The 16,115-nt window shown below is 40.9% G+C and carries 17 protein-coding genes; 15 read left to right on the top strand and 2 right to left on the bottom strand.

Annotated elements, in window-relative coordinates; genetic code table 11:
- Nucleotides 1-7: 7 nt before the first annotated feature.
- The 7 genes from MHH65_RS11425 (at nt 8) to pstB (MHH65_RS11395) (ending at nt 8,208) form a co-directional block, all read left to right on the top strand.
- Nucleotides 8-1,294 carry an MFS transporter gene (locus MHH65_RS11425; RefSeq protein WP_034280166.1) on the top strand — a complete coding sequence of 429 codons (1,287 nt, stop codon included), beginning with the start codon at nt 8-10 and terminating at the stop codon, nt 1,292-1,294.
- Nucleotides 1,295-1,416: 122 nt separating this feature from the next.
- A complete protein-coding gene (locus tag MHH65_RS11420) occupies nt 1,417-3,552 on the top strand; it encodes a penicillin-binding protein 2 (RefSeq protein WP_081124582.1) in 2,136 nt (711 codons plus the stop codon).
- Nucleotides 3,553-3,766: 214 nt separating this feature from the next.
- Complete coding sequence (locus MHH65_RS11415; protein ID WP_075623509.1) at nt 3,767-4,684, top strand: phosphate ABC transporter substrate-binding protein; 918 nt, start codon at nt 3,767-3,769, stop codon at nt 4,682-4,684.
- A 79-nt stretch (nt 4,685-4,763) separates the two neighbouring features.
- On the top strand, nt 4,764-5,690 hold the full coding sequence (gene pstC / locus MHH65_RS11410; RefSeq protein WP_024422994.1) for a phosphate ABC transporter permease subunit PstC: 927 nt from the start codon (nt 4,764-4,766) through the stop codon (nt 5,688-5,690).
- Nucleotides 5,690-6,574, top strand: coding sequence for a phosphate ABC transporter permease PstA (gene pstA / locus MHH65_RS11405; RefSeq protein ID WP_025092964.1), 885 nt, complete (start codon nt 5,690-5,692; stop codon nt 6,572-6,574). Before pstC ends, pstA begins: the two co-directional genes overlap by 1 nt.
- A 32-nt stretch (nt 6,575-6,606) precedes the next feature.
- Entirely contained in the window at nt 6,607-7,410 is an 804-nt protein-coding gene (pstB, locus tag MHH65_RS11400; RefSeq protein WP_169510668.1) for a phosphate ABC transporter ATP-binding protein PstB, read from the top strand.
- A 15-nt stretch (nt 7,411-7,425) separates the two neighbouring features.
- On the top strand, nt 7,426-8,208 hold the full coding sequence (gene pstB, locus MHH65_RS11395; protein ID WP_034280173.1) for a phosphate ABC transporter ATP-binding protein PstB: 783 nt from the start codon (nt 7,426-7,428) through the stop codon (nt 8,206-8,208).
- Nucleotides 8,209-8,251: 43 nt separating this feature from the next.
- Here pstB (MHH65_RS11395) and MHH65_RS11390 read toward each other — a convergent pair whose 3' ends face one another.
- Together MHH65_RS11390 and MHH65_RS11385 are read right to left on the bottom strand one after the other, a co-directional pair.
- Nucleotides 8,252-8,752 (bottom strand): endolytic transglycosylase MltG, encoded by a 501-nt coding sequence (locus tag MHH65_RS11390; protein ID WP_268413857.1) that lies wholly within the window; start codon nt 8,750-8,752, stop codon nt 8,252-8,254.
- Nucleotides 8,749-9,096 (bottom strand): hypothetical protein, encoded by a 348-nt coding sequence (locus MHH65_RS11385; protein ID WP_024422989.1) that lies wholly within the window; start codon nt 9,094-9,096, stop codon nt 8,749-8,751. Before MHH65_RS11385 ends, MHH65_RS11390 begins: the two co-directional genes overlap by 4 nt.
- Before the next feature lie 413 nt (nt 9,097-9,509).
- On the opposite strand from MHH65_RS11385, the gene rpmG reads away from it, so the two are divergent.
- From rpmG to MHH65_RS11345, 8 genes are all read left to right on the top strand, one after another.
- The gene (gene rpmG, locus MHH65_RS11380; protein ID WP_008360061.1) at nt 9,510-9,659 is read left to right on the top strand and encodes a 50S ribosomal protein L33; all 150 of its coding nucleotides are present in this window, start codon (nt 9,510-9,512) and stop codon (nt 9,657-9,659) included.
- Nucleotides 9,660-9,707: 48 nt separating this feature from the next.
- Nucleotides 9,708-10,268, top strand: a complete 561-nt coding sequence (locus MHH65_RS11375) for a 5-formyltetrahydrofolate cyclo-ligase (RefSeq protein WP_034280180.1) — start codon at nt 9,708-9,710, stop codon at nt 10,266-10,268.
- A gap of 57 nt (nt 10,269-10,325) precedes the next feature.
- A complete protein-coding gene (locus MHH65_RS11370; protein ID WP_268413860.1) occupies nt 10,326-10,643 on the top strand; it encodes a hypothetical protein in 318 nt (105 codons plus the stop codon).
- Between the two features lie 291 nt (nt 10,644-10,934).
- Nucleotides 10,935-11,108: a hypothetical protein gene (locus MHH65_RS11365; protein ID WP_162176177.1), complete on the top strand. Its 174-nt coding sequence runs from the start codon at nt 10,935-10,937 to the stop codon at nt 11,106-11,108.
- Nucleotides 11,109-11,194: 86 nt separating this feature from the next.
- Entirely contained in the window at nt 11,195-12,733 is a 1,539-nt protein-coding gene (locus tag MHH65_RS11360; RefSeq protein ID WP_120208217.1) for a rhomboid family intramembrane serine protease, read from the top strand.
- Between the two features lie 70 nt (nt 12,734-12,803).
- A complete protein-coding gene (locus MHH65_RS11355) occupies nt 12,804-13,007 on the top strand; it encodes a YqgQ family protein (protein ID WP_008342322.1) in 204 nt (67 codons plus the stop codon).
- A 13-nt stretch (nt 13,008-13,020) separates the two neighbouring features.
- Nucleotides 13,021-13,974, top strand: a complete 954-nt coding sequence (locus tag MHH65_RS11350) for an ROK family glucokinase (RefSeq protein ID WP_025092968.1) — start codon at nt 13,021-13,023, stop codon at nt 13,972-13,974.
- A gap of 213 nt (nt 13,975-14,187) precedes the next feature.
- The gene (locus MHH65_RS11345; RefSeq protein ID WP_025092969.1) at nt 14,188-16,107 is read left to right on the top strand and encodes an LTA synthase family protein; all 1,920 of its coding nucleotides are present in this window, start codon (nt 14,188-14,190) and stop codon (nt 16,105-16,107) included.
- Nucleotides 16,108-16,115 lie beyond the last annotated feature (8 nt).

Below are 16,115 nucleotides of genomic sequence, written 5' to 3'. Positions count from 1 at the left end.
GAATGGTATGAGCAGATTAAAGAAAATGTTCGGGGACATGGATGTTACAAAAGATTTATTGCTCCTCCTCACGATTGGCGGGTTATACGCACTTGCCATTGCGCTTTCGAATACGTTTGTAAATGTGTACTTATGGAAACAGTCCGGGAAATTCACAGATCTTGCGATTTATAATTTGGCCATTGTTGTGCTTCAGCCCATTACATTTTTATTCGCTGGCCGGCTCGCAAAAAAAATAGACCGGGCGTTTGTCCTTCGTTTCGGTGTCATCTTTTTAGCCGCTTTTTATTTAATTGTCTTAATGGCAGGAGAACAAGCGGCCGCACGGCTAGTTTTATTGGGAAGTGTCCTTGGGATCGGCTATGGTTTTTACTGGCTTGCTTTTAACGTACTCACCTTTGAGATCACTGAGCCTGAAACAAGAGATTTCTTTAATGGATTTCTTGGGGTGCTTTCCTCAACTGCCGGCATGATTGGTCCGCTCATTGCGGGAATTGTCATTTCTCAGTTAACGGATGATACAGGCTACACCGTCATTTTCACATTATCGCTCTTTTTGTTTTCACTAGCGGTTGTGATGAGCTTTTTCCTCAAAAGAAGGCAGTCAAAAGGCAAATTTATGATCAAACAAATTTGGAAAGAACGTCATGCAGATGAGAATTGGCGTAGGATTACAACAGCTCACTTTTTTCAAGGGCTTCGTGAAGGGGTCTTTGTCTTCTTAATCAGTGTCTTTGTGTTTATTGCAACAAACAGTGAGCTTGCTCTCGGGACGTTTGGTTTAGTGAATTCAGGTGTTGCCTTTTTTACTTATTTCTTCGCTACACGTTTGATTAAGAAAAAGTGGCGAAAGAAGGCCATCATGCTTGGCGGGCTGATTTTATACGGCGCCTTGTTTTTAATCGTTTTCCACTTGTCCTATGTATCACTTCTGATGTATGCGGTAGCCATTGCAATAGGATATCCGCTCCTGCTTGTTCCTTATGTATCCTTAACATATGATGTCATCGGCCATGCAAGGTACGCCAGAAAGGCCCGAATTGAATATATTGTGGTCAGAGAGCTATTTTTAAATGCCGGCCGTATTTGTTCGATTGTTTTGTTCCTGCTGTCTGTCACCTTACTAGGTGATGAGCTCGGAATCCCTGCATCACTTGTTGTGCTCGGAGCGGGGCACACCCTCATTTATTACTTTGTAAAAGATATTCATTTGAAAGAAAAAACAGCTGATATGAAAGAGGCTGACGGTCAAAAGCCAGTTTCTCAAACGAACCTTATTAAGGGAGAAAGGTAAAATTTCTTACCAATGGAACATCAAATTTCTAGATAAATGATAGAAAAACCGCTAAAATGATGATGGCACCTTTTATACACAAAAAGGGGTGCCATTTCTTTCTTGATAGAAAAGGTGATGTGATGAGAAACAAGAAAAACAAAAAAGACGCGAAGGAAGGGCGCAAAACACTTCCGATCCGGCTGAATTTATTATTTTTAGCTGCCTTTATTATTTTTACCGGCGTTGTCGTTAGACTCGGGTTTGTGCAAATTGTCAATGGAGAAGATTATAAAAAGCAGGCAGAAAAACAAGAGGATGTGAATGTCAGCTCATCTGCTCCGCGCGGAAAAATTTATGATCGAAACTACAATACGATTGTCAGCAATAAAGCGCTGAATGCCATTACATATACGAGAACCTCGACGACTTCACAAGAAGAGCGGCTCAAAGTGGCATCAAAATTAGCGGATATGATTCATGTGAGTACGAAAAAAATCACAGATCGTGACAAAAAAGATTTCTGGATCTTAACGCATCCGAATGAAGCGAAAAAGCTTGTTCAAAAAGAATCAGAATTAAAGGGTGACGATAAGGTCTCTGATGATAAACTATATGAGCTTCAGCTAAAACGCATCACAGACAAGGAATTAAATCAACTGACGAAAAAAGATTTACAAGTGCTTGCCATTAAAAGGCAGATGGATGGAGGCTATGCACTTACGCCTCAATTTATTAAAAATGAAGATGTAAAGCCAAGCGAAATTGCTTACGTCTCTGAGCATTTGGACGAGCTGCCAGGTGTTGATGTGACGACAGACTGGTCACGCAGCTACCCGTATAAAGGACTGCTCCGCAGTATGCTCGGCAGTGTGTCTTCGAGTGATGAAGGTCTTCCGCAGTCACTTCTTGAGCATTATCTATCACTCGGCTACAGCCGAAATGACCGTGTAGGAAAAAGCTATCTCGAATATCAATATGAAGATGTCCTGCAGGGCCAAAAGGAAAAAGAACAGAGTACAACTGATAAACAGGGCAATGTCACAAGCTCTAAAGTGTTAACAGAAGGTAAGAGCGGGAAAGACCTTGTGCTTACAATTGATATTCAGCTGCAAAAAGCAGTTGAAAAAATTATTGAAAAGAACTTGAGAAGTGCGAAACAAAGAGGGGGAACTGAGCTTCTTGATCGCGCATTTGTTGTCATGATGGACCCGAGAAATGGAGAGGTTCTCTCTGTTGCGGGTAAGCAGATTTCTAACAAAAACGGAAAATACAAATTCGATGACTACTCATTAGGAACGATGACATCCTCATATGCGATGGGATCAGCCGTAAAAGGGGCCACTGTACTGACTGGATATAAAACAGGCGCTATTCATATTGGAAGTACCCAATACGATGAACCTCTCTATATCGCCCAGTCACCGCCAAAGAAATCCTATCAAAATATGGGACTCATTAATGATTTAACAGCACTAGAGCGTTCATCAAACGTGTATATGTTCAAAACAGCGATCGCCATTGGGAAAAGCGAATATCGTAAGAATCAGCCGCTCCCAATTGATCCGAAAGCATTTGATACGTTCCGCTACAATTTTAGTAAATTTGGCCTTGGCGTCAAAACAGGTATTGACCTGCCAAACGAAGCAACGGGCTACAGAGGAACGTCTACACAATCGGGGCTCTTACTTGACTATGCGATTGGACAGTATGATACGTTTACACCGCTGCAAATGGCGCAATACGTTTCAACCATTGCAAATGGCGGGTATCGTTTACGTCCGCAGCTTGTCAAAGAAGTGAGAGAGCCAGACCCGCAGCGCGGCATTGGAGCTGTGACGGAATCCGTCAAACCAGATGTACTGAATAAGCTAGACATGACAAGTGATGAAATCAAGCGTGTCCAGCAAGGCTTCAAGCTTGTAATGCAGAACCCAAGAGGGACAGCCTATTCAAACTTTGGGAACAAAAAGTATAATCCAGCTGGCAAAACAGGAACCGCTCAATCATTCTATGACGGCCCAATTAAAAGTAAGCGCGGTACACCGACGTATAACACAACTCTTGTAGCGTATGCGCCTGCTGATAATCCAGAAGTAGCCATTTCCGTTGTCGTGCCATGGGTGTATCAAGACTACAACCAGCGCTATCCAATTACAAATGATATTGGTGAACAAGTATTAGATAAGTACTTTGAACTGAAATCAAAACAGGAAAGCAATGATACACAGGCGAAAAACAAAAACAAAATTGAAAATGAAGCAGAAACAAATAACTAGACCTTTCATAGGTAAAAACGCTCACTTTTTGTGGGCGTTTTTTTACGTTTTCTTCAAAAATTTCGATATAAATTGACAAAATTCATAAAAAACGCCGCAATTTCTCTACAAAACTTCGACATTTACAAAACCTTAACATTCCATTTAAACGAAATTAATAAAGAACCTTTAATGTATTACTCGTAGGACAAATTATTCAGGGGGTATTCTTGAAATGAAAAAGAACAAATTATGGCTGCTTACTTTCCTTACTATCGCATTGTTAGCATTCGTCACAGCATGCGGAAACAGCAGCTCAAGCGGAGATTCAAAAGACAGTAAAGGAAATGCTTCAAACAAAGATGAGGCATCAGGTTCCATTACCATCTCAGGATCATCTGCAATGCAGCCTTTAGTTCTTGCGGCAGCAGAAAAATTCATGGATAAACATCCAAAAGCCGATATTCAAGTACAAGCCGGCGGTTCAGGAACAGGACTTTCTCAAGTTTCAGAAGGATCTGTACAAATTGGGAACTCAGATGTATTCGCTGAAGAGAAAGACGGAATCGACGCAAAAGCTTTAAAAGACCACAAAGTAGCAGTTGTTGGAATGGCCGCAGCTGTAAACCCTGAAGTGGGTGTCAAAGACATCACAAAGGACGAATTGAAAAAAATCTTCACTGGTAAAATCAAAAACTGGAAAGAGCTTGGCGGGAAAGACCAAAAAATCACGCTTGTCAACAGACCTGATTCTTCAGGAACTCGTGCCACATTTGTGAAATATGCACTTGACGGCGCAACACCTGCAGAAGGAATCACAGAAGATTCTTCAAACACAGTGAAAAAGCTGATTGCAGAAACACCAGGTGCGATTGGATACCTAGCATTCTCTTATTTAACAGATGACAAAATTACACCGCTTAGCATTGATGGTGTGAAACCAGAAGAAAGCAATGTAGAAAGCGGTAAATATACAATTTGGGCATACGAGCACTCTTATACAAAAGGTGAGCCGGAAGGTCTAGCAAAACAATTCTTAGATTACCTTATGAGTGACGAAGTACAAAAAGAAATCGTCAAAGACCAAGGCTACATCTCAGTCTCTAATATGAAAGTAGAAAGAGACGCAACAGGCAAACAATCGGATAAGTAAGAGGTCTTGAATTGCTGATGAAGGAAAAGTGGAGCATTTCACTTTTCCTTTTATGACATTCATAGGAGTGTAGAAAAAGATGAAGCAGATAGAACATACAGAAGCGAGCGATCGGCTGATCAGCTCGAAGAAAAATAGGCAAATGGATGAAGTAAGAGGAAGTATTTTGGTGAAATTCTGCGCATTCTTAATGATTGCAGTATCCATCGCCATCACAATATTCCTTGGCATTAAGGGTTTACAATCTTTCATCGTAAATGGTGTAAGCCCAATTGAGTTCTTAACCAGTATCAATTGGAACCCAACAGCAGAAAACCCGGAGTACGGCGCATTTCCTTTTATATTTGGATCGATCGCCGTCACGCTTCTATCGGCACTTATTGCAGCGCCGCTAGGCATCGCAGGAGCGATCTTTATGACAGAAATTGCACCTGCATGGGGCCGGAAAATTCTCCAGCCAGTCATTGAATTGCTTGTAGGGATTCCATCCGTTGTTTACGGATTCATAGGTCTTACAGTATTGGTGCCGTTTATCGGACATTTCAAGTCAAGCGGCTCAGGGCATAGCGTGTTAGCAGGAACGATTGTCCTGTCTATTATGATTCTGCCAACCGTTACATCTATTGCAACTGATGCAATGGCTTCACTTCCAAAAAGCTTACGTGAGGGATCCTATGCACTTGGCGCTACAAGATGGCAAACGATTAGACGTGTGCTTGTACCGGCAGCTCTTCCAACATTAATGACAGCAGTCGTTCTTGGAATGGCAAGAGCATTTGGTGAAGCCCTTGCTGTACAGATGGTCATTGGAAACACGCGTAATTTACCAGAGAGCATTATGGATACAGCTGGTACATTAACAACCATTATTACGTTAAACATGGGTCACACAACGTATGGAAGTGTTGAAAACAATACACTTTGGTCAATGGGTCTTGTCCTTCTAGTTGTATCGTTTATGTTCATACTCATTATCAGATACTTGTCGTCTAGGAGGAAGATTTAATGAATAGCAAAATGACCGATCGTTTTGCCACGTTTGTTTTTGGATTATGTGCCGCCATTATTACGGCGATCCTAGTTGGTTTGTTTTCTTATATCATCTTCAACGGTGCAAAAGAATTAAATTTTGACTTTTTGACAACCCGCTCAAGTGCAATTGGCTCTGGCGGCGGTATTAGGGATCAGCTGTTTAACTCGTTTTACATTTTGTTTATAACAATGCTGATCACAGTACCACTTGGTGTCGGCGGTGGAGTGTACATGGCTGAATATGCGCCTCAAAACAAAGTCACTGATTTTATTCGCACATGTATTGAAGTGTTGTCTTCACTTCCTTCTATTGTCATTGGTATGTTTGGTTTACTCATGTTTGTCAATTTAACAGGCTGGGGCTATACGATCATCGGAGGAGCTCTTGCGCTCACGGTGTTTAACTTGCCAGTGATGGTCAGGGTGACAGAAGACGCGCTTCGCTCTGTACCGAAGGATCAAAAGGAAGCATCACTTGCGCTTGGTGTGACGAAATGGCATACAGTGAAGACAGTCCTGATTCCAGGTGCGATTCCTTCTATTATTACCGGTGCGATTTTAGCATCAGGAAGAGTCTTTGGGGAGGCAGCAGCGCTTCTTTTCACAGCAGGTCTCACCACACCGCGTCTTGATTTTACAAACTGGAGTCCATTTTCTGATACGTCACCGCTGAATATTTTTAGACCGGCAGAAACATTAGCCGTTCATATATGGAACGTCAATACACAAGGAATCATTCCAGATGCAGAGGCCATTGCAAATGGTGCATCAGCCGTACTTGTGCTTTCAGTTTTAGTATTTAACTTAGCAGCTAGATGGCTTGGTTCATTTATTCATAAAAAGCTTACGTCAAAATAATGTGAGAGAGGTGTGAAGGGGATATGGTTCAAATGCTAGCAGAAAAAAAAGAGATTGCAGCAAAAAAGGCTCCACTTCAAGCGGAACAGATTTTACAGGTGCAGGATTTAAGCATTTATTATGGTGAAAAAAGAGCGGTCAATCACATTTCATTTGAAATTGAGAAGAACGCAATTACCGCATTAATCGGCCCATCGGGCTGCGGGAAATCAACCTTTTTACGCAGCATTAACCGCATGAACGACTTGATCCCAGGTGCGAGAAGTGAAGGTGCGATCATGTACGAAGGACTCAATATTTTGGATGACCGCATTAATGTGGTGAATTTAAGAAGAGAAATCGGCATGGTTTTCCAAAAACCAAACCCATTTCCTAAATCGATCTACAATAACATTACCCATGCGTTAAAGTATGCGGGTGAAAAAAGAAAATCAGTACTTGATGATGCAGTAGAGGAAAGCTTAACAAAAGCAGCGCTGTGGGATGAAGTCAAAGATCGTCTGCACCGCTCGGCTTTGTCATTATCCGGCGGTCAGCAGCAGCGCCTTTGTATTGCGCGTACACTTGCGATGAAGCCCAGCGTTCTTTTGTTAGATGAACCCGCTTCTGCCCTAGACCCAATCTCAAATGCAAAAATTGAAGAGCTATTATCAGATTTGAAAAATGATTATTCGATCGTCATTGTGACACACAACATGCAGCAAGCGTTACGTGTATCTGATCATACAGCCTTTTTCCTGAACGGTGATCTAGTAGAATATGATGCCACTGAACGTATCTTTACACGTCCTGCGCAGCAAAAAACAGAAGACTATATCAATGGTCGATTTGGATAAGGCGGGTGGATTTTGATGAATGCAATAGCTACTGAAACAGCCAAAAAAGAAGTGTTTCGTGTGAATGATATGAACCTTTGGTACGGACAGCATCACGCACTGAAGCATATTGATTTAGACATTAGAGAGCATGAAGTCACAGCAATTATCGGTCCGTCCGGCTGCGGGAAGTCAACGTTTATCAAGACCTTAAATCTTATGGTCAAAACAGTGCCAGGTGTGAAAATCACTGGAGATATGATGTATAACGGCGACAATATTTTAAAAGGCCGCGTTGATCTAGTGGAACTGCGTAAAAACGTCGGGATGGTCTTTCAAAAAGGGAACCCATTCCCTCAGTCAATCTTTGATAATGTCGTCTACGGACCAAGAATTCATGGCGTGAAGAGCAAGCAGCAATTGAAAGAAATCGCTGAAAAAGCGCTTCGTGATGTTGCCCTTTGGGATGAAGTGAAAGATCGTTTAAGTGCGCCTGCATTAGGTCTTTCCGGCGGTCAGCAGCAGCGTCTTTGTATCGCAAGAGCTATTGCCACAAGCCCAGACATTTTACTAATGGATGAACCAACATCAGCGCTTGATCCTGTCTCAACATTAAAGATTGAAGAATTGATTATGAAATTAAAAGAGAAATACACGATTGCCATTGTGACGCATAACATGCAGCAAGCGGCGAGGGTATCAGATAGAACAGCCTTCTTTTTAATGGGAGAGCTTGTTGAGGTCAATGATACGAATGTGATGTTCTCTGAGCCAAATGATCAAAGAACAAATGATTATATATCTGGTCGATTTGGATAACAAAAACCCCCTGGAGGTCAGCGCCGCCAGGGGGTTTTTGTTGTTATTTTGTTAAGGCTTTGACGATTTGTTTAAACGTCATCCCTGTTTTTAAATTGAACTTGCCTGCACGAATTTCTTTATGGTAGCCGGCGTCAATCACATAATCATTAAAATCTTTAGACGAATTGATGATTCCGTCCTTTTCAAGCATGTCTGAAACATCACTTGTGCTCATCCCGTTTTTAATAACAAATTTGACCGATTTGCCTTTAGGCTTGTCTGATGTTTCTTTATCATTTTTAGAATCGCCGTCTTCATTTGCCTTCAGTGCTTTTTCTTTATAATTAAGAAGCTGCTGATATGTTTCACGGCTGACGGAGACTTCTTTTTTAGAGTCTAAATAGTTTTTCACATCAGTGTCTGTTACTTTCGCTGCGAGCGTTTCTTTTGTGGTTGTATCAGCCGCCGCTTCATCTTTTCCAGTGAGGAAAAAAACGATCGCCAGAACACCAGTTGCAAGAATCATACCTGCCGCAAACGTTTGGATGCTTTTTTTCGTCATACAAGCACCTTCTCGTTGTCTTTAATGATCATGTTGACCTCATCTACAGATACATGCTCAGCGCGCGCAATGGCCTCAGGAGACATGCCATTTTGATGCTTTGAAATGATTTGTCTTGCGATAGATGGATCAATTTCTGAATGTTTGCGGACGACAATGTTTGTTTCAAGCAATTCTTCTTCAAGAACCTTCATTTTCTTTTTCAGTTTATAGATTTCTTGCATTGCAGATAGTTGAAGTGTTTCAAGTTCCTGCTCGACTTCTTTAATCGGCTCTCTTTGAAAATATGAGAATGCGATCAGTACGATACTGACAACAAGCAATCCGATAATTGCAATTTCCATGTTTCATCACCTTTTATTCATATTTTAATGCTGAAAGCCATAAAAGGCTTTCATGATTGTTTCAGACAGTTTTCGACCCTTCTTTTTTATACCATAAAAAAGCTAGTTTCAAAAGGAATTGCTGAAAAAATCACCTTTTTTTCACCTTTTTTCTTTTTATATGAAAAACGAGTATGAAAATCTTGCTCGCTGTCAAAATAAAAGAGGGTTCCTCATGTATACAGTACGACAAAGATTGAGGTTTTATAGGGGAGCAGGCCATTTTTCATGAAATGACCGTGTGATATGGATCAGAACGCGGACGGGATTGACTGAAATTCAAATTGGTGAAAAAACATTCTAGCATTCCTAAGCTAGAAGTGGTATTATAGTTAGGTCTGAATGTGAATTGATTTTAGTTTGGAGGGAAAAACATGCGCGTAAATATTACTCTAGCTTGCACTGAATGCGGTGAGCGTAACTATATTACTAAAAAGAATAAGCGAAACAATCCAGATCGCGTTGAATTCAAAAAGTATTGCTCACGTGATAAAAAACAAACTTTACATCGTGAAACAAAGTAAGCAGCAGGGAATTTTCCTGCTGTTTTTTTATGATGGGAGATGATCTGTGTGAAAAAAGAGCTTCGTCTTCAAACATTAGCCAAGCTGGACCAGATGAGTGCCGAGGAATTCAAGCGAAGCACCGCTTTACTTCATGAGCACTTGTTTCAACTGTCAGCATGGAAACAAGCGGATACGATTGCACTCACCATGTCTAGAGGAAAAGAGGTACCAACAATGCCTCTAATTGAAAAAGCATGGCAGGAGGGGAAAACAGTATGTGTACCCACCTGTTTTCCGGAAACAAAAGAGATGACGTTTTATGAATATACACCGGAAACGAAAATGATATCCCGCTACTTTGGGCTAATAGAGCCAGACCCTCTGGCGTCGGCTGCTGCATCTAAAGAATCAATCGATTTGATCATTGTGCCTGGTGTGTGCTTCGATCGACAAGGCTACCGTATCGGATATGGGGGCGGCTATTATGACCGCTACTTAGCTGACTATCACGGCGAAACGCTTGCCCTTTGCTTGACAGTACAGCAAACTGAGCATATTCCGGCTGAAACGCACGACATCCCGGTCTCAATCATGGTCAGTGAGAAAGGTACCATATATCCAAAATAAAAGTCCGCTGCTTATACGTAAGAACGGGCTTTTTGTGTTGAGCGAAGGTGCTTGCTTATGATCAAAAGTCACATACACGATAGCGATCAACATTCTTCATTAAAAGGCATTTTAGCTGACGGGGGATATGTTTTGAAAAAATTTCGCGGAAAGAAAAGATACTTCCGTCATATGTGGGAGGAAGTAAATACTTGTGACTTAAAACTTGATCGTGATTCATGGTTTTATTTTTGGCATACGCACCTTGATTTTTTTGGAGTCGGGGGAAATAGCTTAAAAATAAGAAGAGAGCATATCAAAGCTCATATCGCTTTATATCATAGGCGGCTAAAACAGCTTGAAAGCTTTGAAAAGCCATACCTGACCCTGGTTTAGACGCTGTATATGTTTATACACCAAATCCATATGACAGTTATTTTCCGCACAAGGTGGAGGAGTTAGAGCAGAATTGTAAGCTGCCTCATACTTTCATGGATTTAATCGACCTTCATCAATTTGACGTTTCTTATGATCAATCAGAGTGCGGAGAGGTCATTCAGTCAGAAGAGCAAGGGATTAGATTGTGAAGGCCTGCTTATGAAAGGGACCTTTTAAGCGATAAAAACGATAGTTCATGCATAAACAAATACTATTTAAGCCACGATACGAACATAGGAGGGAATATGGATGAATAAAATGATTTGGAGCATTGTGTTCACACTATTTGCATTCGTTCTCGTGCAAAATCGTTATCGGCTCATGAATTTGGTTTTAGGCCAAAATCAAGTCCGACACTTTTTGATTAAATGGCTGATGAAAATCCCATATTTTCGGACGAAATTTATTCGCCAAGCATTCTAATCCCGCAAAAGCCGGGATTTTTTTGTTTAGAAATGCGGATAAGAACGATTCTTGCTATAATAATGTAAAAAATGGAGCGCGAATGTATGAATGTCATAGATAGTTTATTTTGGCGAGTTGTTGATGAACTAAGACAAAAAGGATACGAGATGATTCAAAGTCCGTACCCAGAAGATGAAATATTTTTTGAAGCACCACGAAACTCAGGTTATGATCTCATCCGTCTATATAGAAAAGATGTGAATTTCAAGCAGGAGATCGTTCGAGATATCGAGGAGCAAACATATCGGATCAATCAGCTGAGAGAAGCTATGCGTAAACGATCTCTTCATCTCCTGCAGCTGCAATTTACAACTGATGTTCCAGTAGATGATTGGGAAGACCTAAACGGTCAGCCGCAAAAAGAGAATAAGGTGACAGTTACTCCTGTATTACTCAATGCAGACACGCTTCAAAACGATGTAAACGAACTGCAAAAATGGCTGAATACATCGCTTGCAGTAGATGTAGAAGAAGCGAAGGAAGATACAGCTGAGGATGCAATGCAGCTGAAAAGGAACGTGCTTCAGGCATTTGATGATCAGGAAAAGCAGCGAGAACGAGAACGGGCCGTGTTTCAAAATGGGAGACCCATTTTTACCTACTTGCTGATTGCTGTCCAAGTGGTGATGTTTCTTTTACTTGAGCTGTCAGGCGGAAGTACCAATACCGCAACTTTAACAGCATTTGGTGCTAAAAATAATGTGCTGATTTTAGAGGGTGAATGGTGGCGCCTGATGACACCAATGTTTTTACATATTGGCTTGACGCACTTACTCTTTAATACTTTTGCTCTTTGGTCCGTTGGAGCGGCTGTTGAGAGAATTTATGGGTCGGGAAGATTTTTGCTCATCTATTTGATTTCCGGCATTTTTGGCTCTATAGCGAGCTTTGTGTTTAATACGGCAATTGCAGCAGGCGCATCTGGCGCGATCTTTGGCTGCTTAGGCGCACTGTTATATTTAGCCATCTCAAACCGAAAGCTTTTCTTTCGGACGATGGGGACAAATATTATTGTCATTATCCTCATCAACCTAGGAATAGGCTTCACTGTATCAGGTATTGATAATGCAGGGCATCTTGGCGGCTTGGTTGGCGGTTTTTTCACCGCATTAGCTGTCCGTCTGCCTAAACAGATCCAGCCTGTTAAAATGCTACTTGCGAGTGCTGCTTTGCTCTTTATTGGCGGTTTTGGATTGTATACAGGATTTCATTCTGACGATCAAAAGCAAGCAGCGGCAACAAGTGAGGCAGCAAGTTTATTTGATGAGAAAAAGTATAGCGAAGCAAGTGAACGACTAGAGGAATATGTGCACGATAAAGATGCATCAGCTGAGGCACTTCATATCTATGCACTATCGGAAGCGCAGCAGGGCCAACTTGATAAGGCTATTCAATTTTTACAAAAGTCGCTTGAAAAAGATCCAGATGATCCAAATAAACTGTATCATTTATCGCTTTTATACGTAGAAAAAGGAGAGACAGCGAAAGCAGAGGATCTATTAGCGAAAGCGTTAAAACAAGATCCTCAAAATGATCAATTTTTAAAGCTGAAACAATATATCGAAAATAGTCAAACACGTTGAATGACTTGACTGAAAGCGCATTTATGAATACGCTTATCCTATCTGTTGATGAAAAGAAATGGTGGAAACAATGAAAACGTTATATGATGTACAGCAGCTGCTCATGAGATTTGGAAATTATGTGTATTTCGGAGATCGTGAAGTAGAATTAGAATTTATGGCAGACGAATTGAAGGAAATGTATACATCGGGCATCATTGACCGGACCGAATGGTCAAACGCAATGACGATTCTTCAAATGGAGCTAGCCAAATTAAATCGAAAAACAATGTGAAGGTGGAGGGCATATGACAGGGGATTGGTTTGTAGGTATTGATCTTGGCGGTACGACAATTAAGCTTGCGTTCATTAATCTATATGGTGAAATTCAGCATAAGTGGGAGATTCCTACGGATAAATCCGGGCAGACGATTACAGTCGATATTGCCAAATCAATTGACCATAAACTGGTTGAGATCAGTATGCCGAAATCAGCACTTATTGGGATCGGAATGGGTGCACCTGGACCTGTAGATAAAGTATCTGGCATCGTCTATAAAACAACGAATCTGGGCTGGACAAACTACCCCTTGAAAGATCACCTAGAGGCAGAGACGGGACTTCCATCTGTCATTGAAAATGATGCGAATATTGCTGCACTCGGTGAAATGTGGAAGGGTGCAGGCGATGGCGCAAAAAATATCCTGATGGTCACACTTGGAACAGGGGTTGGCGGCGGCATCATCGTCAACGGTGAAGTTGTTCAAGGGGAGACAGGTGCTGGCGGAGAAATTGGCCATATTTGTGCCGTTCCATTTCAAGGAGCACCGTGTAACTGCGGAAGAACAGGCTGTATTGAAACGATCGCATCTGCAACTGGCATCGTCCGGATTGCAAAGGATAAATTAGAAACCGAGCAGCATACATCTTCACTTGGCAAGCTCGCTTCGTTATCGGCAAAGAATGTATTTGAAGCGGCAGAAAACGGAGATGATCTTGCAATGCGTGTCGTAGAAGAAGTGACGACACATCTTGGACTTGTCCTAGCGAATCTTGCTAGTGCTTTAAACCCAACAAAAATTGTAATTGGCGGCGGTGTTTCAAAAGCAGGTGAGCTTCTTCGCAGTAAAGTAGAGCGCATTGTGAAACAACATGCTTTCCCGCCTTGCGCTGACGATGTTGAAGTGGTAATTGCATCACTCGGAAACGATGCGGGTGTTATTGGCGGTGCATGGATGGCAAAAACCAAATGGCTGTCTTGAACAAAAAAGTCATAATGATGTCATTTTTATTAAAAAAAGCGATAGATAGGCATGAAATTGGATGTTTAGCATATTCATAAGTTTGTCATGAGGAAAAAGACATTGATTTTCCATCATATACAGGATAAGATATACTTTAGTTATTTTTCTAGAAGCACCAATAATTAGGGTATATCTAGAGCCTGGGTGCGCGCTTAGCATAAGGAGGTTACAATGCGAAAGAATAGATTAAAGGCGATTTCATTTTTACTGATTGCGACATTGCTGATGTGGGTTAAAACCTATGTTATCTATAAATCTAGCTTCAATATTAAAATTGAAAATTTCATGCAGGAGTTTATCCTGTTTATTAATCCGCTTAGCTTTCTCTTGTTTATCTTCGGTATCGGTTTATTTTTCAAAGAAAAAAATCGCAATCGATATATCATCGTGACAAGCTTTATCCTAACATTCGTTTTGTTAGCCAACATTGTGTTTTATCGCTTCTATAGTGATTTTCTAACCATCCCCGTCCTATTTCAAACAAACAATATGGGTGACCTCGGGTCCAGTATTACCTCTTTAATTGAACCAGTCGATTTACTGATGTTTGTTGATATCATCATTTTAATTTGGCTCTATAAAAAACAGCCTTCCTTTAGAACAGATGTCACCGTTTCACGAAAAGAACGAGCAGCATATTACTTATTTGTGGCAGCTACATTTTTCTTTAATCTTGGTTTAGCTGAAACAGAAAGACCAGAACTGCTTACTCGCTCATTTGACCGTGAGATGCTGGTGAAAAATATCAGCTTATATAACTTCCATATTTATGATGGGGTATTGCAATCGAAGCAGTCCGCCCAACGAGCTCTTGCTGACAGCAATAGCTTAACTGAAATTGAAAACTATGTAAGTGCAAATCAAACGGACCGTAATGAAAAGACATTTGGTCAAGCAAAAGGACGAAATGTCATTCTTATATCACTTGAATCTACACAGAGTTTCGTGATCAATGAAAAATTAAACGGGAAAGAAATTACTCCGTTTTTAAACAAATTGATCAAGAAGAGCTATAACTTTACTAATTTTTATCACCAAACAGGTCAAGGGAAAACATCTGATTCAGAGTTTATTGTAGATAATTCTCTTTATCCACTTGGAAGAGGGGCTGTGTTCTTCACAAATCCAAGTAATGAGTTTACAGCGACACCTGAGCTGTTAAAGGATGAGGGCTACCACTCTTCTGTTATTCATGCGAATAACAAAAGCTTCTGGAACCGTGACCTTATCTACGATAGCTTTGGCTACGATAAGTTCTTTGATATTAAATCATTTGATGTGAATGAAGAAAACTCAGTTGGCTGGGGACTGAAAGATGGTCCGTTCTTTGAGCAGTCCGCTGAATTAATGAAATCGATCCCGCAGCCTTTCTATACGAGATTGATTACATTAACGAACCATTTCCCTTTTGATTTAGATGAGGAAGATAAGCTCATTGATGAATATGATTCAAAGAGCAAAACACTGAACAAGTACTTCCCTACAGTGCGTTATCAAGATGAAGCCCTTAAGCTTTTCTTTAAAAAGATGAAGGAAGCTGGGTTATACGATAACTCCATTTTTGTTTTGTATGGGGATCACTACGGAATTTCTGAAAACCATAACGAAGCCATGGGACAATTCTTAAATAAAGAGATTACGCCATTTGAAGAAGTGCAGCTTCAAAAAGTCCCGTTTGTTGTACACATTCCAGGGGTAACGGATCAACATCCAAAAGAAATTGATACGGTAGGCGGTCAGGTCGATATCCGTCCAACTGTACTCAATCTTCTAGGGATTGATACAAGTAAACAAATTCAATTTGGTCATGACCTTTTATCAAAAGATACGAATGACTTTACAGTACTCCGTGATGGAAGCTTTATTACGAAGGACAGCATTTTTACAGATGGTGTTTGCTACAATAAAGAGACAGGCGAGCCAGCAGATGATAAAAATGTGTGTCAGTCTTATGAAGAGAAAGCGAAGCAGGAGCTTCAATTCTCTGATCAAATCATCTACGGAGATCTCCTTAGATTTTATGATCGAAACAGCCCGGACCATTCACCATCCAAAAAAGAAGGTGAAACGGAGCTGAAAAAGGCGTCCTAATAGATGAA

Origin of the sequence: Bacillus sp. FSL L8-0654 (assembly GCF_038629965.1) — a bacterium.
Lineage (GTDB): Bacteria > Bacillota > Bacilli > Bacillales > Bacillaceae > Bacillus > Bacillus safensis.
This window is presented reverse-complemented; position numbering and strand designations above follow the sequence as displayed.